Annotated in this window: 10 protein-coding genes; 4 read left to right on the plus strand and 6 right to left on the minus strand. The window is 62.8% G+C overall.

What is annotated here, in order from left to right; genetic code table 11:
* Positions 1 to 94 precede the first annotated feature (94 nt).
* Positions 95 to 352 carry a type II toxin-antitoxin system Phd/YefM family antitoxin gene (locus PSH96_RS16200; RefSeq protein ID WP_305453866.1) on the plus strand — a complete coding sequence of 86 codons (258 nt, stop codon included), beginning with the start codon at positions 95 to 97 and terminating at the stop codon, positions 350 to 352.
* A gap of 8 nt (positions 353 to 360) precedes the next feature.
* Here PSH96_RS16200 and PSH96_RS16205 read toward each other — a convergent pair whose 3' ends face one another.
* The 3 genes from PSH96_RS16205 to PSH96_RS16215 form a co-directional block, all read right to left on the minus strand.
* A complete protein-coding gene (locus PSH96_RS16205; RefSeq protein ID WP_017139624.1) occupies positions 361 to 1,680 on the minus strand; it encodes an Nramp family divalent metal transporter in 1,320 nt (439 codons plus the stop codon).
* Between the two features lie 41 nt (positions 1,681 to 1,721).
* Entirely contained in the window at positions 1,722 to 3,275 is a 1,554-nt protein-coding gene (locus tag PSH96_RS16210) for a DUF726 domain-containing protein (protein ID WP_305453868.1), read from the minus strand.
* Between the two features lie 87 nt (positions 3,276 to 3,362).
* Complete coding sequence (locus tag PSH96_RS16215; protein WP_305453870.1) at positions 3,363 to 4,145, minus strand: helix-turn-helix domain-containing protein; 783 nt, start codon at positions 4,143 to 4,145, stop codon at positions 3,363 to 3,365.
* A 99-nt stretch (positions 4,146 to 4,244) separates the two neighbouring features.
* On the opposite strand from PSH96_RS16215, the gene PSH96_RS16220 reads away from it, so the two are divergent.
* Positions 4,245 to 5,141, plus strand: coding sequence for an EamA family transporter (locus PSH96_RS16220; protein ID WP_305453872.1), 897 nt, complete (start codon positions 4,245 to 4,247; stop codon positions 5,139 to 5,141).
* Here PSH96_RS16220 and PSH96_RS16225 read toward each other — a convergent pair.
* Both PSH96_RS16225 and PSH96_RS16230 read right to left on the minus strand, forming a co-directional pair.
* The gene (locus PSH96_RS16225; protein WP_305453873.1) at positions 5,116 to 5,388 is read right to left on the minus strand and encodes an XRE family transcriptional regulator; all 273 of its coding nucleotides are present in this window, start codon (positions 5,386 to 5,388) and stop codon (positions 5,116 to 5,118) included. The genes PSH96_RS16220 and PSH96_RS16225 overlap by 26 nt on opposite strands.
* A 163-nt stretch (positions 5,389 to 5,551) precedes the next feature.
* Positions 5,552 to 16,927 (minus strand): autotransporter-associated beta strand repeat-containing protein, encoded by an 11,376-nt coding sequence (locus tag PSH96_RS16230; RefSeq protein WP_305453874.1) that lies wholly within the window; start codon positions 16,925 to 16,927, stop codon positions 5,552 to 5,554.
* Between the two features lie 303 nt (positions 16,928 to 17,230).
* Between PSH96_RS16230 and PSH96_RS16235 the strand changes: the two genes are divergently transcribed.
* Positions 17,231 to 19,039: a monovalent cation:proton antiporter-2 (CPA2) family protein gene (locus tag PSH96_RS16235; protein ID WP_305453875.1), complete on the plus strand. Its 1,809-nt coding sequence runs from the start codon at positions 17,231 to 17,233 to the stop codon at positions 19,037 to 19,039.
* Positions 19,040 to 19,111: 72 nt separating this feature from the next.
* On the plus strand, positions 19,112 to 19,669 hold the full coding sequence (locus PSH96_RS16240; RefSeq protein ID WP_056859400.1) for a hypothetical protein: 558 nt from the start codon (positions 19,112 to 19,114) through the stop codon (positions 19,667 to 19,669).
* A 134-nt stretch (positions 19,670 to 19,803) separates the two neighbouring features.
* Here PSH96_RS16240 and PSH96_RS16245 read toward each other — a convergent pair whose 3' ends face one another.
* Positions 19,804 to 20,523: an alpha/beta hydrolase gene (locus tag PSH96_RS16245; RefSeq protein ID WP_305453877.1), complete on the minus strand. Its 720-nt coding sequence runs from the start codon at positions 20,521 to 20,523 to the stop codon at positions 19,804 to 19,806.
* Position 20,524 lies beyond the last annotated feature (1 nt).

Genomic DNA, 20,524 nt, shown 5'->3' on the forward strand with positions numbered 1-20,524 from the left:
GGGAAAAGTAGGCTCGTTCTGATTTTTCGGGCCACTATTTCCGGCCACGGTGTGCTACGCCAAACTCAGGCTACTTCCGCACAGGAGAGACGCCATGAATGCGCAGCGCTACGTCATAACGGTTCCAATAGACCCAGCGAAAGCTCACTTCTTCAAGCTGGCTCATCAGGCCAGTACCGGCCAAATAATCATTATCATCAAGAACGGATGTGCGCTTGCCCAGCTCATAACGGCTGGGCAATACCGGAGGCAAAGAATTGGCTTAATGAAAGGCAAACTGACTGTCCCGGACGACTTAGATGCGCCATTGCCTGACGAGATGCTAGATACGTTCCAGAAGGGTTTGATCTGAAACTTCGATCAAAACAACCACTGCCCAATCAACCACGCATTCGCCCCACTGATCAGCGCAAACAGAAACCACGCCAGTAACCGCGTGGGCAAGCGGTTAACGAATGGCCCCATCAGTTGCTTGTCGTCAGTCATGCGGATCAGCGGGTACAACGCGAAAGGCAGCTGCAGGCTGAGCACCACCTGGCTCAGAATCAGCAGTTTGCCGATGGCATCGTCGCCCATCAGCCACACCCCCAGGAACGCCGGGATCAGCGCCAGCCCGCGCGTGATCAGGCGCCGCTGCCAGCACGGGATGCGCAGGTTGAGGTAACCCTCCATGATCACTTGCCCGGCGATGGTGCCGGTAAAGGTCGAGCTCTGCCCCGAAGCCAACAAGGCGATGCCGAACAGGATGCTGGCGAAGGCACCACCCACCAAGGGGTCGAGCAGGTGATAGGCGTCCTGGATTTCGACCACCTCGGTGTGGCCGGTCTTGTAGAACGCGGCGGCGGCCAGCACCAGGATCGCGGCGTTAACCAGCAACGCCAGCGCCAGGGAACCGATGGTGTCGATACGCGCCAGCTTGACCGCGTCCTGCTTGCTGGCGAGGTCCTTACCAATCAGGCGGGTCTGCACAATGGAGGTGTGCAGGTAGAGGTTATGCGGCATCACCGTGGCGCCGAGAATGCCGATGGCCAGGTACAACGGCGCAGCATCGCTGATGGCCGCCAGTGACGGAGTAAAGCCACTGAGTACGTCCGGCCAGTAAGGTTTGATCAGCACCAGTTCAATAAAGAAACACACGCCAATGGTTGCCACCAGCGCCAGCATGATCGCTTCCAGGCGCCGGAAACCGCGGTTTTGCAGGGCCAGGATCAATAGTGTGTCGAAGGCAGTAATGACGATGCCGGTGGTCAGCGACACACCTAGAAGCAAGTGAAAGGCCAGAGCGCAGCCGAGTACTTCAGCAAGGTCGGTAGCGATAATGGAGATTTCCGCCAACACCCACTGCGTGCGCGCGGAGCGTTTGCTGTAGCGCTCCCGGCACAGTTGCGCGAGGTCTTTGCCCGTGGCGATGCCCAGGCGCGAACACAGGCATTGCACCGCCATCCCGGCCAGGCTGGCCAGCAGCACCACGAATAACAGGCTGTAGCCATAACGTGAACCGGCCTCGATGGCCGTGGCCCAATTGCCGGGGTCCATGTAGCCGATGGAGATCAGCAGGCCGGGGCCGGCGAACATCAGCGCCCGTTTGAAAAACGAGGCCTTGGGGTCGACGATAACGGAGCCGGCCACTTCCGGCGGGCAGAACGGGGCAGTGGCAATTTTCGGCAGGCTGAATTTCACGCGGTATCCCAGGCAAACACACAAGTCAGAGCCGCAGCTTATCAGTCCGACGCGACCGTGCGCATCACCGTTTCCCGGGGCAAGTCGAACGCTTCGACGACTTGCACCACCAGGTCCATCTCCTGGTTCAGCGCCTCGCGCTCCATGCGCTGGCGAATCACGCCAATCACCAATACCGCCAGGGTGGTGATCGAATAGGCCGGGCCGGAAAACGCACGCACGCCTGTTACCAGCAACATCGCCGCCGCCAGCGCCTGGCCCACCACCGGAATCGCCGTGGCCGCGCCGCGCCGCAGCATAAACCCGGTAAGCCCCGCCAACGCCGTGCCGCTCAGGGCGGTGGTGGCTGAACGGCCGATATCAATGCGATTGAACAGGCCCTGCTCTTTTTGCGCGGCCGCCTTCAGCTCAGCGTCGAAGGCCTGGCGGTCGGCGCGACTGAGTTTGTCCTTGTACTGCTCAATGAGTGTTTCCGCGACCTGTGCCTCGATGTCCGCCAGCACCACGGTTTCAAGCGGCCCATCGAACTTGATGCCCAGCCGCTGTGCGACATCTTCGGCGATCTGACGATAACTCACGCCATGGCCACGGGCGAGGTTCATAAAGCTGTCACCGCCCATGCGTTGCAGTTCGATGGCCAGTTTCAGCGGTTCACGCACGTCGGCGTCGATCGAGGCACTGCGTTTTTGTGCCATCAACTCAGCCAGAAACTTAAGCTCCTCCGGGCGTGCCTGCACCAAGGCCGGAAACAGTTCTACGTCCTCCTCGGCAAAACGCACTTCGCTGCTACGCAGGTCGGCGCGGATCAGGCCACGCCGTTCCTGCAGCAGGTCGGTGTACTGCACCACCGTTTTCAGCTGCGGCCAGTAGGCGGCGTGGTCGAAGGTGGCCAGGTGCACGTTGGTGACCTTGGCCTTGAGCGCGGGGGTGACGTCGATCGCATACCGGCCGATACAGCGCTCGGTGTCCGGCTTGATGGCAAGCGCCCAGTCCTTGCTGGAGTAGCAGTTGATCACGCGGCCCTTGAGCGGTGCCGTCACTTGATCCCAGGGGCTGGACGTACTGATGGCGCCACCCATCAGCAACACATTATTGAGCGGCAACTGGCGGGCGACCTCGGGGCTGGCCAGCAGGCTCTTGACCAGGATACGCGCGCCGAGGGAATGCCCGATCAGGTTGATGCGCCGCACGGGCAGCGCTTCGCCGTGCAGGTAATGGGCAAGCTCTGGCAATAACGTCTTGGCCACTTCATCGACACGCGCCTCGACACTTTTGTAATGGTCGAGAAAGTAGGCAATTGCACGGCCCACACCCACGGTTGCCGCGCCCAGGCCGCCACCGCCCAGCAGCGCGGTGATCACATCCTTGACCGGTGCAAACAGGTTTTCCAGAAAATGCCCCGCCGGCCAGAACAGCATCAGGTTGGTCGAGCCTTCGATGCTTGCCAGTTGTTGCGTGAAGTTGCCCAGTTGCTGGCGGTTGAAGAAGGCCGAGTAACCGTGAACATAGAGATTGAGCACATCCCCTTGAGGCTCGCCGCACAACAGGAACGTGGTCTTGCGGGTGCGGTGCATTTCATCCCACTGGTGCTGCATGGGCCGGTGACTCCTGGTGACGGTGGGCGGCGATAGTAACAAAGCAGGGCCGCCTGCAAGGTGAATCCTGACCAGCGTGTGAGTTTTTCAGAACAACGACACGGCCTTGGACTTCGCCAAGTAGCGCGCCGGGGAATCGCCCAGGTGCCGGCGAAACACCGCGGTGAAGGCGCTGGGGCTGCTGAAGCCCAATGCGAACGCGACCTCGGTGATCGAGGCGCCATGGCTGAGCTGCGCAGTCGCCTCCAGCAGGCAGACTTGCTGGCGCCAGGCCACGAAGGTCATGCCGGTGCTGTCCTGGAAATGACGGGTAAAGGTCCGCCGACTCATGCTCGACCAATCCGCCATTTGATCGAGAGACACGGTTTGCGCAGGCGCGTCCAGAAAGCGCTGGCAAGCCCGTGCCAAGCGCGGTTCGGAGGGCAACGGTGCACTCAGGGGCAAGGCCGGCAGCGTACCGATTTCGTCGATCAACAGCGTCAATACGCAGTGCCGCCGCACCTCGGACGTTGCCGATGCCCCGCACGTCAACGCCGCTTCCAAAAGATGCCTGAGCAACGGCGATACCTCGAACACCTGGCAGTGCCCCTGCAACCCTGCGCGCTCGGCCGCTTGCGCATCGAGGTAGGTATTGAGCATCACCACATCGCCGCGCATGTGCATTTCATGGGCAATGCCACCGGGCACCCAGACGGCCCGCTGCGGCGGCACCACCCAATTGCCCAGGTCGGTGAACATTCTTAACGCGCCGGTGGAGGCATAGGCAAACTGGCCGCGCGGGTGCGTATGCCTGGCAAACACGCTGCCGGACGGGTATTCACGCAGGGTCACCAGCGCTTCGGGGTCGTTGTCGTCAAAGGTCGGAATCATGGCCCGATCTTGTCAAAGTATGACCTGACATAGCAAGCGGGCCATCAGCCCGCTCTCTAGCATCCACCCCTTTGAAGCTACCGGTTCGAAGGAACGTCCATGCACAAGAAACACCTGGCACTTGCCCTGTTGGTCACGCTGGCCTGGGGGCTGAATTTTCCCATCACCAAACTGGGCCTGCGGGCCATCGACCCGTTTGTACTCACCGGCCTGCGCTTTGCTCTCGCCGCCTTGCCCTTGGTGTTCTTTATCAAGCGACCCGCCGTGCCATTCGGTTATGTGGCGGCCTATGGCGTGATCTTCGGGCTGGGTATGTGGGGGGTGATCAACTATGGCATCCAGCTTGGGGTGAGCCCGGGGATTGCCTCCTTGCTCATCCAGCTCAGCGTGTTTTTCACCCTGGGTTGGGGCTGTGTGTTGTTCAAGGAGAAAATTCGCGGCGCGCAGTGGGCCGGGGCTTTTTTGGCCTTGATTGGATTAGCCGGGATCATCGCCAACCAGCAAGGCGAACACGCCGTGCTCGGCGTGCTGATGATTGTGTTCAGCGCACTGGCGTGGAGCATCGGCAACGTCATCATCAAGACGTCCGGGGTCAAAGAAATCTTTTCCTTCATGGTGTGGGCCAGCCTGTTTCCGCCAATACCGTTGTTCCTGATGGCCTGGTGGGTACACGGCGACGCGGCGTTTGTAAGCTTGCCCGCCAACCTCGACCTCACGGCCGTGTGGTCGCTGCTGTTTCAGGTGTACCTGGCCACGCATTTTGCCTACTGGGGCTGGAATTCATTGCTCAAGGCGTACCCGGTTTCCACGGTAGCGCCGCTGTCGCTGCTGATTCCGGTGTTCGGGATTGCCAGTTCGATGTTGATACTGGGCGAGCGCGTTGGCACCGCCAATCTGGTTTTTATCGGCGTGATTATCATCGGCCTGGCAGTCGGGCTGTATCGCAGACCGACTGTTCACCGGGCTGATCTTAGTGAGCGAAGTTGTCGATCTTGACCTGGCCATCCGGGAAGGTCGCGATGATCTCCAGCTCGCCGCCCATCGCCCGGATATAGTCCCGCAGCGTGCTGATGTACATGTCGGTACGCCGCTCCATCTTGGAAACCGCCGCCTGGTTGATATTCAACGCTTTGGCCAGGCTTTCCTGGCTCAGCTGTTGAGCCTTGCGCAGTTCATGCAAAGGCATTTCCTTGAGATGCTGGCGGAACAGTTGCTCGGCCTCGGCACGCGACTGCGGGGTCATGCGCGCTTGATTGCCAGCCGGGTTCCTGGCGAAATTGTTTGTACATCCTTCTGACCAGACGCCGGGCAACAACCCCGCCACCTGCGCAACAAATCGAATAGCGTTAAGAAATATTTCCCAAAAAAAACCGCCCTTTCGGGCGGTTAAAAGTACTCGGCTTTGATCAGAAACCGAGGGAGAAACTGACCGTCATCGCATGGTCCTTATCGTTGCGCGACAGTTGGCCGGAATAGCCCAGGCCCAACTTGCCGTTTTGACTGATCTGATAGTCCAGGCCCGCTTCCACCACCGCGCTGTCTTTGGCGATCGGCACACCTTGGGTGCTGAACGATGCACCGCCGTTGACAAAGCTCAGGTCGGCATCCGGCTGGGTGTCGCCAAAGGCATGACGCCAGCCGATGCTGCCCCGTGGGGTGATTTTCGAGCCGTTGCCCAAAGTGATGGTCTGGCCGATACGTACGCCCAGGGTCGAGAAGGTCACGTCCTGATCGGCATCGCCGCGCAGGGCCGCCGAGCCACCTTTTTCCTTGAGGGTGTCGCTGTCGTAGTTGACGTAGGCCAGGCCGGCGAACGGTTCTACCACCACCTTGCCGGTTTCAATGGTGTAGCCCACTTCACCGAACACTTGTGCGCTGCGCGCCTTGTAGTCGGCTTTGAGGCGTTGGCCCACGCCGCCTACGGCCACGTCACGTTTGCTTTCGATGTCGTGCCAGCTGTACGCCACGCCCAGGCGAGCGGCGAAGGCTTCCTGCTGGTACGCGGTGTAGGCCATCAAGTGGTAGCTGTCGACGTCGGCGCTGGAGCTGCGGCGCTTGGCGTCCAGGTCGCTGCGGGTATAGCCGGCGGCCACACCGACGCGCCAGGCGTCATCCACTTGCTTGTCGGTGCCCAGCAGGAAGCCGCCGAGGTTGCGGTCCAGTTTGGCGGTGTTGCTGTCGCCGCCCATATGGCCCCAGGTGCCCAGCACGCGCATCCAGCCGACCATCTCGCCGTGGCAACCGGCGCTGCTCAGGCGGTTTTCGCTTGGCGCGAGGCTGTTGCGTGGGTCGTCTTCGCGGTAGCAGCCGGGCTGGCGCAGGCGCTCGTTGACGGCGTCACGCACGTAACGCGAATCTTCGAGCATGGCGCTGGCGGTGCTGGCGTGAATCTCCCCGGACAAGCTGTCGAAGGCGGCACGCGCCCCGGCGGCATCGGCGTTGAGCAGCGCGTTTTGCACCGCTGCACCGCCCACCGCAGCACCGCTGTCCAACGCGGCGGCCACGCCACGTTGGTTACCGGTAGCAGCCACGCTGGCGTAGCTGACGTTGTTGCGGCTGACCGCCAGCGCCACTTGTGTCGGGCTGTAGTTCAACGCCGTATTGAGGAATGCCAGGTTCTCCAGGTTGGTGGTGCCGAAGGTGCCGTTCACCGCACCCGCCGTGAGCAGCGTGTAAGTGGCCGGGCCGGCGTACGGCGCCAGGTTGACCACATTCAACGTGCCGCCCAGGTTCGCCGTACCCCCGACGGCCAGGGAGCCGGTCGACGATGGGGTGATGAGCAGGTTCAACGCGCCGGTATTGCCATTAGTGAAGTTACCGGCCACCGTCAGCTTACCGTTATCAGGTGTGACGCTGCCGTTGTTGACCAACGCGCCGACGCTGCCGTTGCCGGTCAGGCCTGCACCGTTGGCGACGGTCACCTGCCCACCGAACACCGCGCCTGGGTTGGCTGCGTTGCCGACTTGCAGCACGCCTTCGTCCACGGCCACGGTGCCGCTGAACGGCTGGTTGCCCGTGAGCAACAATGCCCCTGCGCCTTGCTTGGCGATGTTACCGGTGCCGGTCAACGTGCCATTGAAGGTGCCGTTCGTGGCTTGGACAAACAGCAGCCGCGCGTTGTTGAGGATGCGACCCTGCAAGCTCAGCGCGTTACCGGCCAGCGTACCGCCACTGACGGTGGTGCCGCCGGTGTAGGTGTTGGCGCCGGTTAACAGCAAGGTGCCGGCGTCAAGTTTGTTGATCGCCCCGGCACCCACGATTGGCGCGGCCACTTCGGTGGTGACGCCCGAATTGACACGCACCACTGCGGTACCGGTTGGCGACAAGGTCCCACCCGCGCCTGCCGTCAACGTGTAGCCAGGGTCAAGGAATTGCAGGCCAGTGAAGCCCTGATTGCCGACCACCGTGACAGTACCGCCCTGCCCGCCGAACACGGCAAACTGGTTGTTCGACACCTCGCCCTGGGTGCCGGTTGGATCGGTCCAGTTGGTGCCTGGGCCCCAGGTGCCGCTACCGCCGGTGATGGTGCCATCCGGGTTGGTGGTGCCGCCGTTCCAGAACTGGATTTGCCCCGGCGTGGTTTGCACCAGCAGGTTCAGTTGGTTGGCCAGCGCCGTTTGCAGGCTCAGATTACCCACGCCGACCGGCAGCGAGCCGAGGGTCAGGCCGTTGTCGGTCAAGGCGCCGCCGTAGCGGAACAGTTGATAAACGCCGAGGCCAAAGCCACCGGCATCGGTCACGTTAAGGGTGCCGTCGAGGGTCAAGTTGCCCGCCACATTCACCGCCGTGGTGGACGCGCCGGGTGCGCCAAGGGCGAAGTCCAGGGTGGTACCCGACGACAACGCCAGCGAACCCACCGACAGTGGCGTGGCCGCCCCGGCCTTGAGGGTCGAGCCATCAGCCATTGTCACAGCACCGCCCAGGTTGCCGCTGCCACCAAGGGTCGCACCGCTGGCCACCTGCACCGCTGCACTGTTCAAGTTGCCATTGACCAGCAGACTGCCGGCGTTGACGTTGGTGTTGCCGGTGAAGGTGTTGTTGCCGGTCAACAGCAACGCGCCGGTGCCGGTTTTATTCAGCACGCCTGCGCCGGTAAGGTTACCGGTGTAGGTGCCATCGGTACCCTGCTCGAAGGTCAGGGCCGCGTTGTTGGCAATCGCGCCTTGCAAGCTGTTGGTGTTGCCGGTGGTGGTGCCGCCGTTAAGGGTGGTGCCGCCGCTGTAGGTGTTGGCGCCGGTCAACAGCAGCGCACCGTTGCCGGTTTTCACCAGGCTGCCGCTGCCGCTGACCACGCCGTTAAGCGCTAGCGCATTGCTGCCGGCCAGGGTCAACGGACCACTCAGGCTGATGGCGTTGGCCAGTTGCAGGTCGGTGCTGCCATCCAGCGCCGCAACGCCGCCGACGGTGAGCGCGCCGCTGCCCAATGCGGCGTTATTGCCCAGTGTCAGTTGCCCGGCGTTCAGGCCGGTGCCGCCGCTGTAGGTGTTGGCGCCGTTGAGGGTCAGGGTTGCCGCGCCTTTTTTCAGCAGGCTGCCATTGCCGCTGAGACTACCGTTAAGCGTCAGCGCATTGCTGCCGCCGATGGCCAGTGCGCCGTTAAGTACCGCAGCGTTGCCGAGTGTAACGGCCGCGTTGCTGTCCAGGGTGGTGCCGTCGGCCGACGTCAGCGCTGCGCTGCCCAGTGCGCTGTTATTGCCGACCACCAGCGTACCGCCATTGAGCGCGGTGCCGCCGGTGTAGGTATTGGTGCCGTTAAGCACCAAGGTGCCCGTGTCGAGTTTGGCCAGGGTACCGGCGCCGCCGAGGGTGACGTCCAGGGTTGCGGTTGCGTTCGGGTCGACACGGATCGCCGTGTTGCCGGTGCCGCCATTCACCAGGTTGAGCACGCCCGCCGTGCCGGAGGCCAGGTTGTAGCCATCGGTGACGAACTGCAGGCCGGTGAGGTTTTGCGTGCCCTCCACGCTCACGTTACCCGCCGGGCCCTGGAACACTGCGAAGCTGTTGTTCCAGTTCTGGTTGAAGGTGCCATCAACGTTGGTCCAGTTGGTGGTGCCAGGGCCCCAGGTGCCGTTGCCGCCGTCGATGGCGCCGTTGCCGATCAAGTTGGCGCCGTCCCAGAACTGCACGGTGGTGTTGGGCGCGGTGACCAGCAGGTTGACCTTGTTGCTGATGGCCGTCTGCACTTGCACATCGCCCGGCATCACACTGCCCGGCAAGGTGCCGAGGGCCAGGCCGTTATTGGTGAGTGCGCCGCCATAGTTGATGATGTTGTAGACGCCGCTGCCAAAGCCGCCGATATCGGTGACGTTGAGTTTGCCGCCCAAGGTCAGATCGCCGCCGACACTCAGCAGCCCGCTGCCACCGCCCATCACCGGCACACCGAGGCCGACGTCCAGGTTGGCGTTATTGCCCAGCACCAACGAGCCCACCGACAGCGTGCTGCCGGAGGTCAGGCCGATATGCCCGCCATCGGCCACCGTCACCGCGCCCGCCAGCGAACCGGGGCCGGTCAGCGTCGCGCCGGTATTGACCGCCACCGTGCCGCTGGCCAGCGAGCCGCTGACATTCAAGGTGCCGTCATTGACGTTGGCCGCGCCGCTGATGCTATTGACGCCACTCAGGTTGAGCACGCCAGTGCCGTTTTTATCCAGGTTACCGGCACCGTTAAGCGTGCCTGCGAAGGTGTTGTCGAGGTTGCTGCCACCCACCGCCAGCGTGCTGCCGCCCGCCACCTGAATCGCGCCGGTACCAGCCAAGGTATTGAGGCTGGCGTTGCCGCCCAGATTGAGGCTGGCACCGCCGCCGACATTGACGCCGGAGGTGTTGCCCAAGGCCGCGTTACCTGCGGTCGTCACACTGCCGCCAAGTACATTGAGAGGGCCGGAGAAGGTGTTATTGCCGCTGAGCAGCACGTCTGCCGCGCCATTTTTGATCAGCGCCGCATTGCCCGCCAGCACACCGGCCAGGGTCAGGTTGTTGTTACCGGCCACACTGAGGTCGGCATTCAGGTTGACGGCGTTGGCCAATACCAGCGGCACGCTGTTATCTAACGTGCTTGCGCCAGTGACGGTCAAAGCGCCCGTACCCAAGCCTGTGGCATTGCCGACCGTCAGCGTACCGGCCGCAAGCGTGGTGCCGCCGCTGTAGGTATTGGCGCCGTTGAGGGCCAGGTTGGCGTTGCCGTTCTTGATCAGCGCCGCGCTGCCATCGACCACACCGCCAAGCGCCAGGTCGTTGCTGCCAACCACGGTCAGCGCAGCATTGAGCGTGGTGTTATTGGCCAGCGCCACTGCGGCACTGCTATCCAGCGTCGCTGCGCCATTGACGGCCAGGCCGCCGCTGCCCAGTGCCGAACCATTGCCCAGTACCAAGCCACCCGCGTTCAACTGCGTACCACCGAGGTAGGCATTGTTGCCGTTGAGTGTCAGGTTGCCCGCCCCGCTTTTAGTCAGGCCACCGGCGCCGCTGACCAGCCCATTGAGGGTCAGGTCAGCGCTGCCGAGAATGCCCAGGTTGCCCGCCAGGTTCACGGCATTGGCCAGGCTGACTGCACTGCTGGTATCCAGCGTGGTGCCGGCCGCCGCATTCAACGCGCCGGTGCCCAGTGCCGTGTTGGAAGCCAGGATAAGCCCACCCACGTTCAGTGCAGTCGGCCCTGCATAGGTGTTGTTGCCACTCAAGGTCAGGCTGGCGATGCCGTTCTTGATCAGGCTGCCGGTGCCGGCCACGGTGCCGGCCAAAGTCAGCGCGTTGCTGCCGCCGACGGTCAGCGTGCCGTTGACGTTCACATCATTGGCCAGGCTGACAGCGGCATTGCTGTCCACGCTGGTGCCATTGGCGGTGGTCAATACACCGCTGCCCAACGCACTGTTATTGCCGACCACCAACGTACCGCCATTGAGCGCGGTGCCGCCGGTGTAGGTGTTGGCGCCATTGAGCACCAGGGTCCCCGCATCCAGCTTGGCCAGGGTGCCGCCGCCATTGAGGGCGACGCCCAGGGTGGCGGTGGCATTCGGGTCAACGCGCACGGCGGTGTTGCCGCCGGTGCCATTGAACAAGGTCAAGGCCCCCGCCGTGCCGCCGACCACGTTGTAGCCGTCGGTGACGAATTGCAGGCCGGTAATCGCTTGGGTGCCGTCCACGGTGACGGTACCTGCCGTGCCCTGGAAGACCGCAAAGCTGTTTGGCGCCCAGGCGGTGTTGAACGAACCGTTAACGCCTGTCCAGTGGGTGGCGGCGGTTGTCCAGGTCCCGCTGCCGCCTTCAATGGTGCCGTTACCGGTAGTCTGGCTCCCATCCCAGAACTGCACGGTGGTATTGCCGTTGACCAGCAGGTTGATCTGGTTGCCGATCGCTGTTTGCAGGTCCAGGTCGGTGGCCGGGATATTCACCGGCAGGCTGCCCAGTTGCAGGCCGTTATTGGTCAGGCCGCCGGTGTAGTCGATCAACCGGTAGATGCCGGGGCCGAAGCCACCGATATCGCTGACATTCAGCGTGCCGTCCAGGGTCAGGTTACCGCCCACATGAATCAGCGCCGTGCCGCCGGTAGACGGGGCGCCGAGCCCGGCATCGAGATTGGAGCTGGTATTGAGTACCAAGGAACCGACCGTCAGGGTATTGCCCGAGTTGACCGCCAGGTGGCCGCCATCGGCAATGATGACTGCGCCCACCAGGGTGCCGGTGCCGCCGAGGGTGGCGCCATTTGCCACGTTCACATTGGTACTGGCCAGCGCGCCGTTGACCAGCAGGCTGCCGGCGTTGACCTGGGTGTCACCGGTCAACACGCTGAGGCCGCCGAGGGTCAAGGCACCGCTGCCGATTTTGTTGAGACCGCCCAACCCGGCGAGTACGCCGCCGAACGTGCTGTCGAGGTTATTGCCGCCGACACTCAAGGTGCTGCCGGTGCCGACAACGGCCACGCCGTTGCCGGTGAGTTCACCCAGGCTGGCCGAGCCACCCAGGTTCAATTGTGTACCGCTGCCCAGGTTGACCCCGGCGCCTGCGCCCAGCGCGTCGTTACCGAGCGTGCTAAGGCTGCCCGATTGCACGTCGAACAGGCCGGAGAAGGTGTTGTTGCCAGTCAGGGCCAGGTCGCCAGTGCCGGTTTTGATCAGATTGGCGCTACCCCCCACCCCACCCGCCAGCGTCAGGTTGTTATTCAGGCTGCCCACCGTCAGGTTGGCGTTGACGTTGACCGCATTGGCCAGCACCAGTGGCGTGCCATTGTTAAGGTTGGCCGCACCGCCCACCGTCAAGGCACCCGTCCCGAGGGCTGTCGCAGTGCCAAGGGTCAAGGTACCCGCATTGAGCGTCGTGCCGCCGCTGTAGGCATTGAGGCCATTGAGGGTCAGGTTGGCCGCGCCATTCTTGACCAGCGCACCGGTGCCGGTGAGCAGGCCGCCCAGGGTCAGGTCATTGTTGCCAGCCACCGTCAAGCCAGCGTTCAGTACAGCGCTATTGCCGATGCTCAGCGCGCCGCTGTTATCCAGCGTCGATGCGCCACCGACCGTCAGGTTGCCCAGGCCCAGCGCGAGGTTGTTGCCCAGAGTCAGGGTGCCCGCGTTCAGCGTCATGCCGCCCAGGTAGGTATTGGCGCCATTGAGGATCAGGTTGGCTGCGCCATTTTTGCTCAGGCTGCCGGCACCATTGATTGCACCGGCCAAGGTCAGATCAGCCGTGCCGCCGATACCCAGGTTACCTGCCAGGTTGATCGCGTTATTGGCAGTGACCGCCGTGCTGGCATCCAGTGTCGTGCCGCCAGCCGCATTCAACACGCCAGTGCCCAAGGCATTGTTAGCAGCCAGGATCAGCCCGCCTGTATTCAGGGCTACCGGCCCGAGGAAAGTGTTACTCGCACCCAGGGTCAAAGTGGCCGCGCCGTTTTTGATCAGGCCGCCAACGCCGCTGATCCCGCCATCAAGGGTCAGCGCGTTGCTGCCCGCGACAGTGGTGTCGCCGTTCAAGAGCAGTGTGTTGCCCAGGGTGATGGCCGCATTGCTGTCCAGTGTCGTCCCGGCCGCTGTGGTCAACAGGCCGCCGCCCAGTGCGGTGTTGCTGCCGACGATAAGCGTGCCGCCATTGAGCAAGGTGCCACCGGTATAAGTGTTGGCGCCGTTGAGCACCAGGGTGCCGGTGTCGAGTTTGTTCAGGGTGCCGGCGCCATCGATATTGACTCCGACGGTCGCGGTTGCGCCCGGATCTACACGCATCGAGACATTGCCACTGCCGCCATTGATGGCCGTCAATTGCCCGCCTGCACCGCTGACCAGGTTGTAGCCGTCGCTGACAAACTGCAGGCCGGTAAAGGCTTGCGGTCCTTGCACGGTGACCGTACCGGCAGCCCCGGTGAACACCGCAAAGCCACTGGCCCAAGGTGAGTTGGTCAGGCCATCGGCGGACGTCCAGTTAGTGCCGCCGGCGGACCAGGTGCCAGTGCCGCCATCCACCACGCCGTTGGCGACAGCTTGGCTGCCGTCCCAGAAGCGGATATTGGGCGCCGCCACCACCAGGTTGACCTGGTTGCCGACCGAGGTTTGTACCAGCAGATCGCCGAGGCCATAACCCACGGGAACACCGGCTACCGTCAGGCCACCGGTCAGGCCGCCGGTGTAGTTGATCAGGCGATAAGTGCCCGCGCCAAAACCACCGGCATCGGTGACGTTCAGGTTACCGGCGAGCGCCACGTTACCGCCGACATTGAGCAAGGAAGTCAGGGATGGCGCACCGAGGGCAACATCCAGGTTGCCACCCGCGACCATGTTCAGCGCACCGGCCGACAAGGTATTGCCGCTGCTCAACGCCAGATGGCCGCCGTTGTTGACATTCAACGCGCCCAGCAGCGAGCCGGTACCGGTCAGCGTACCGCCGTTGTTGACGTTGACCTGAGTACTGGCCAGGGAACCACTGAGGTTCAAGGTGCCTGCATTGATCGCCGTGTTGCCAGTGACGCCATTGATGCCGGTAAGGTTGAGGGTGCCGGTGCCGACCTTGATCAGCCCGCCAGTACCACTTACATCACCATCAAACGTACTGGTGGTGTTGACCCCGCCAACGGTCAAGGTGTTGGCGCCACTGAGTTGCACGCTACCGCTGCCGCTCAAGCCGGCCAGGCTGACGTCGGCGGCCAGGTTGACCCCGGCGCCCGCACTCACGTTCACCCCGGAAGTGCTGCCCAGGGCATTGGCATTGACCAGCGTCAAGCTGCCGGAGACCACGTCCACGGCGCCGGTGAAGGTGTTGTTGCCGGCCAGGGTCAGGTCGGACAAGCCATTTTTGATCAGGTTGCCGGCGCCGCTGACCACGCCGTTCAGGCTCAGGTCGTTGTTGCCGGCGACGGTGAGGTCGGCGTTCAGCGCAATCGCATTGCCGATACCAAAGGACGCGCTGTTGTCCAGGGTCGCCGCGCCGCCGACGGCCAAGGCACCGCTGCCCAGGCCATTGGCGTTGCCCAGGGTCAAGGTCCCGGCATTGAGGCTGGTGCCGCCACTGAAGGTGTTGATGCCGTTGAGGGTCAGGTTGGCCAGGCCACTTTTGGTCAGCGGCCCTGCCCCGCTGAGTACACCCGCCAGGGTCAGGTTATTGGTACCGCCTACGGTCAGCCCGGCGTTGAGCACAACGTTGTTGCCCAGGCTGAATGCCCCGTTGCTGTCCAACGTCGACGCGCCGCCAACGGTCAAGTTACCCAGACCCAGGGCTGAGTTGGAGCCGGCCGTCAGGGTGCCAGCATTGAGCGTGGTGCCGCCCAGGAAGTTGTTGGGGCCGTTGAGCACTAGATTGGCGGCGCCGTTTTTAGTCAGGCTGCCAGCGCCATTGAGCGTACCGGCCAGCGTCAGGTCGGCGGTGCCGCCGATGCCCAGGTTGCCGGCCAGGTTGACCGCGTTGGTCAACGTGGCGGCCGTGTTGGCATCCAGCGAAGTCCCGCCTGCCGCATTCAAGGTCCCGGCGCCCAACGCGCCGCTCGCCCCCACCACCAGCTTGCCGGTGTTCAACGCCGTGGTGCCCAGGTAGGTGTTCGCGTGGTTGAGCACCAGGTCGCCCGCGCCGTTCTTGATCAGGCCACCGAGGCCTGCCACCGTGCCGCCCAGGGTCAGTGCATTCACACCGGCGATGGTCAGATTGCCGCCCAGATTGATGTTATTGCCCAGGCTCACCGCTGCACCACTTTGCAAGGTGGTGCCGGCCGCTGCGTTCAATGCGCCGGTGCCGATTGCCGTGTCGGAGCCGACCACCAGCGTCCCCGTGTTCAGCGCAGTGGGGCCGGTGTAAGTATTGGCGCCATTGAGCGTCAGGCTGCCGGCGCCGCTCTGGGTAAGCCCACCGTTGCCGCTAATGGCGCCGTTCAGGCTCAGCGTACCGGCTACGTCGGTCGTCAGGTTGTCGTTAAGGGTGAACGTGTTGGCAAGGCTGACTGTGCCAGGCGCCTGCAACGTCGATGCGGCCGTGACGGTGACAGCGCCGCTGCTCAGCGCCAGGTCATTGCCCAACTGCACCGAACCGCCGGACAGCGTGGTGGCGCCGGTGTAGGTGTTGGCGGCATTGAGGATCAGTTGACCGGTGCCCGCCTTGGTCAAGCCGCCGGTGCCCGAGAGCACGCCGCCCAGGGTCAGCCCGGTATTGGCGCCCTGGACGGTCAACCCGCCGGTGCCCAGCGTGAGCAAGTTAGCCAGCGTCAGGTTATTGGCCGTTGCTTCGATAATCCCGCCATTGGCGGTGATTGCCCCAGTACCGAACGTCGCACTGTTATCGAACTGCGAAATGCCGCCATTGAGCGTGGTGCTGCCGCTGACCAACGGCCCCTGCAGCGTCCAGGTGCCGCCGTTGATGGTCAGGTTGTTGAAATTGATGTAGGTGGCGCTGGACGCCGTGCCGGTGCCGCTGCTGCCAACGCCGCCGGGGTTTTTCAGGATCAAGGTATTACTGCCGTTTGCGCCGCCATCCACCTGCCCGGTGGGGGCAAACGTCAGGTTCACGCCCACCAGGCCGCCGAGGCTCAGGCCGATACCGCCGCCCGAGGACACGCTCGACCCGGTCACCGCCGTAAAGGTGTTGGTGCTGCTTGCCCCCATCGACACGCCGCCGGAGATGATCCCGCTGTTGACGAAGGTGTTACCCAACGTGGACGCCTCGAACGCAACCCGTCCGGTGAGCGCGCCACTGTTGGTCATATTGACCTGGCCGCCACCTTGCACGGCGACCACTGGCGTGTCAGAGGCAAACAACGAAAGCCCGAGCAAGGGGTTGGAGCCGAGGGTGCCGGCGTTGGTGAGGGTGGTGGTGCCACCGACGCCATTGGTGACGTTCAGCGCCGCGCCCGCCAATGAAGTCAGGTTGAGCCCCAGCAATGCGCCGGTACCGCGGATGATCCCGGTGGCCGTGTTGGTGAAATTCACCGTACTGGCCGCGGTGTTCCCCATCACCACACCACCGCTGAGCAGGGATACAAGCCCGAGCAGCGCCGGGTCGATGGTGCCGGAGTTGTTCAATGTGGTGTTGTTACCGGTCAGGTTCAACGCAATGCCGCCCAACGTCGCATTGAGCTGCGCGCCCGGGTTGACGTTGACCGTCAGGTTATTCACCGCACTCGAAAAGGTGTTCAGAAACAGCGGTAACGAGGGCACCCCCGTGCACGTCACCGTGGCACCCGCCGTGGGGCTTGCGGGCGAGCAGGCCGCCATCGCTGCGGGGCTTGCAAGCCCCATCACCAACCCCGCTACGCCGAGGCGAATCGCGAGAGAAAGCGCAGAAATACGAGGTGCAACGGCAGTAGCAAGTCTTCTATCCACGCTCAACTCCTTGTGGTTCAAGCCTTTCATCCATGAGTGCGTAGAAGCTCAACTTTATTGACCCACACGCATCGAATTCGAGATACCTGACCGTGGTGACAACTGATCCAATTTGTCGAAACGGTAGTAGACCTACAGAAAAGTCATTGAATTAAATGGTATTAATACTTTCGTAAGCGCCCCGTAAGAACGGGATTACAGCCAGCATCCCATTGACTGTCGCGACATAAATACAAGTTTCTAAATGTAAAAAACGCTCTAATAGCGCCCTGTAGATTCGCTTAAAAGATCTGGGAGATCTCAATGCCCCATGAAGGCAACCTGTTACAAGCAGCCGTGGTGTTCCTGCTCGCCGCTGTGTTGACCGTGCCTTTGGCCAAGCGCCTGCAACTGGGCGCCGTGCTGGGCTATTTGTTTGCCGGCGTGATCATCGGCCCGTCGGTTCTGGGCCTGATAGGCAACCCGCAGAGCGTGGCGCAGTTTTCTGAATTGGGCGTGGTGTTGCTGCTGTTTATCATTGGCCTGGAGCTGTCGCCCAAACGTTTATGGGTGATGCGCAAGGCGGTGTTCGGCGTCGGCCTGGCTCAGGTGGTGCTCACCGCCGTGGTGATGGCCGTGGTGGCGTTGTGGCTGTTTGGCCAACCCTGGAACAGCGCAATCGTGCTGGGCCTGGGCCTGGCGCTGTCCTCCACGGCGTTTGGCCTGCAAAGCCTGGCCGAACGCAAGGAGCTCAACCAGCCCCACGGGCGCCTGGCCTTTGCCATCCTGCTGTTCCAGGACATCGCGGCGATCCCGCTGATCGCCATGGTGCCGCTGCTGGCCGGCAGTGATCACCCGACGACCGAAGCCCAGGGCGTGCAACACGTGCTGCAGATTCTGGGCAGCATCGCCGTGGTGATCATCGGCGGGCGTTACCTGCTGCGCCCGGTGTTTCGCATCGTCGCCAAGACCGGCCTGCGCGAAGTGTCCACCGCCACTGCGCTGCTGGTGGTGATCGGCACCGCCTGGTTGATGGAGTTGGTGGGCGTGTCCATGGCCCTCGGTGCCTTCCTCGCCGGGCTGTTGCTGGCCGATTCGGAGTACCGCCACGAACTGGAATCCCAGATCGAGCCGTTCAAGGGCCTGCTGCTGGGCCTGTTTTTTATCAGCGTGGGCATGGGCGCCAACCTCAGCCTGCTGCTCAGCACGCCGCTGATGGTGATCGGCCTGACCCTGCTGCTGATCGGCCTGAAACTGCCGCTGCTGTACGCCGTGGGCCGGTGGGTGGGTGACCTCAACCGCGAAAGCGCTTTGCGCCTCGGTGTAGTACTGGCCGCAGGCGGTGAGTTCGCCTTCGTGGTGTTCAAGATCGGTCGCGACCAGGGCCTGTTCGAGCCGCACCTTTACGACGTGCTGGTGCTGACCATCACCCTGTCCATGGCCGTGACGCCGCTGCTGCTGTTGGTGTGCCCCAAGCTGTTCAAGCCCAAGGCCAAGTCGGTGGAAGTGCCGGAGGAATACCGCACCATCGAAAGCGATGCGCCCCGCGTGGTGATCGCCGGCATGGGCCGTATGGGCCAGATCGTCGCGCGGATTCTGCGCGCGCAGAACATTTCGTTTATTGCCCTCGACACCTCGGTGGAAACCATCGAGCTGACCCGCAGCTTCGGTGGCATGCCGGTGTTCTACGGCGACCCGCAGCGCCCGGAAATCCTGCATGCGGCCAAGGTCGACCAGGCCGAGTTTTTCGTGATCGCCATGGATGACCCGGAGATCAACATCAAGACCGCCGCCCTGGTGCGCAGCCTCTACCCACACATGAAAATCATCGCCCGCGCGCGCAACCGCCAGCACGTTCACCGCCTGGTCGACCTGGACGCCTCGCCGGTACGCGAGACCTTCTACTCCAGCCTGGAAATGAGCCGGCGCACCTTGGTCGGCCTGGGCTTGAGCCAGGCCCAGGCTGACGCGCGCATCGATCGATTCAAAAACCATGACCATCAGTTACTCGCCGCTCAGCATGCGGTGTATGACGACGCGGCCAAAGTATTGCAATCGGCCCAGGAAGCACGCACGGAACTGGCGCGGCTGTTTGAGATGGACCGGCTTGAGGAGGAGTCCGACAAGGTGTGAGCTTACGGATGAACGACATTGCGAAATTTCTGACAGAATACGCCGCAATTTCGTTCATCCTTGGAGCGCTTCATGGCCACTTTCACCAAGACCGCCGTCCTGCTGGCCCTTGCGCTTACCGCCGGTAGCGTGTTCGCCGCCAGCAAGTCCCCTGCCACCCAGACCATCTCGACCTTGGGCGGCAAATTCACCTTCAACCTGCCCAAGGCGTTCGTCGCTGACACGCTGCCAACCGGCAAGGTCGAGGATGGCACCGCCGACACCCAAGGCACGCTGTACGCTAACGCGACCACGAAAAGTGTAGTGATCGTCGCCGAAACCGTGCGTAACGACGGGGCAAGCATCAAGGACAATGACCCGCAGTTCCTCGATGGCGCCGTGGCGGACTTCGTCAAGGACCAGAGCGCTGCCCTGCCCGACTTCAAGAAGCAAAACGAGAAGAAGCTGACGTTCAAAGGCCTGGGCCTGCGCCAGGTGGACAGCACGGCGACCCAGGGCGGTGGCAAGACGTTGAACTCCACGTTCCTCGGCGGTTCGGGCAACCATCTGCTGGTGATCCAGGCGATTTCGCGGGCCGACGATGTGAAGGGGCATGCCGAGTTGGTGAAGCAGATTACCGGCGGCAAGTAACCTGGTTTAACAAACAACACACATCAACTGTGGGAGCTGGCTTGCCTGCGATAGCTATTTACCAGTCGACCTATTGGGTGACTGATACACCGCTATCGCAGGCAAGCCAGCTCGCACATTGTTTAACCGCGTGTTTACTTCAGGCTATTTTCCAGCCAAGCCTTGAGGTCCTGTATCTCAGCCTCGCTCACGGTATGCGGCATGCCCACATACCCATGAAACTCAGGCTTCAACCCCAGGCCCAGCAACACCTCATTGGCGCGGGTGGCCGACGCATACGGCAGTGCCTGGTCCAGGGTGCCATGGCCGATAAAAATCGCCAGCTTATTCAATGACTCATCAGGCTTGAGCTCAGCCTTGAGCACCGGCAACACGCTGCCACTCAACGCCGCAATCCCGCGCACCATGGCAGGCTTTCGCAAGCCCACTTCATACGCCATGATCGCGCCCTGGCTGAACCCCACCAGGAACACCCGATCACTTTGGGTGTGGTATTTGGCCGTGGCCTTGCTGACAAAATCCTCAATCAGCTTGGCGCTGCGTTGCAAATCCGCGGTCTCGCCGTCGTAGTCGCCTTCACCGGATTTCCTGGCAAACCAGCGATAACCGCTGGGGTCCACCGGCATCGGCGCGCGGGCCGACAAATAGGTCCAGGTCGACGGCAACGCGTCCTTGATACCAAACAAGTCTTCCTCGTTACTGCCAAACCCGTGCAGAAAGATCACCAGTGGCTGGTTGCGCGCATCACTCTGCGTCTGCTCCAGGTAGGCCAAGGGCAAGTCGGTGTGCAAGGCATTATCGGCGTGGGCGGAACCGGCGACTAACGCCAGCGCCAGGGCTAACTGTTTGAACATG

It is taken from the genome of Pseudomonas sp. FP2338 (genome assembly GCF_030687515.1).
GTDB lineage: Bacteria > Pseudomonadota > Gammaproteobacteria > Pseudomonadales > Pseudomonadaceae > Aquipseudomonas > Aquipseudomonas salomonii.

Excerpts from the sequence above, each read along its gene's own strand:
- PSH96_RS16245 (WP_305453877.1), bottom strand. The coding sequence starts at position 20,523 with ATGTTCAAACAGTTAGCCCTGGCGCTGGCGTTAGTCGCCGGTTCCGCC.
- PSH96_RS16220 (WP_305453872.1), top strand. The coding sequence starts at position 4,245 with ATGCACAAGAAACACCTGGCACTTGCCCTGTTGGTCACGCTGGCCTGG.
- PSH96_RS16210 (WP_305453868.1), bottom strand. The coding sequence starts at position 3,275 with ATGCAGCACCAGTGGGATGAAATGCACCGCACCCGCAAGACCACGTTC.
- PSH96_RS16235 (WP_305453875.1), top strand. The coding sequence starts at position 17,231 with ATGCCCCATGAAGGCAACCTGTTACAAGCAGCCGTGGTGTTCCTGCTC.
- PSH96_RS16215 (WP_305453870.1), bottom strand. The coding sequence starts at position 4,145 with ATGATTCCGACCTTTGACGACAACGACCCCGAAGCGCTGGTGACCCTG.
- PSH96_RS16225 (WP_305453873.1), bottom strand. The coding sequence starts at position 5,388 with ATGACCCCGCAGTCGCGTGCCGAGGCCGAGCAACTGTTCCGCCAGCAT.
- PSH96_RS16200 (WP_305453866.1), top strand. The coding sequence starts at position 95 with ATGAATGCGCAGCGCTACGTCATAACGGTTCCAATAGACCCAGCGAAA.
- PSH96_RS16240 (WP_056859400.1), top strand. The coding sequence starts at position 19,112 with ATGGCCACTTTCACCAAGACCGCCGTCCTGCTGGCCCTTGCGCTTACC.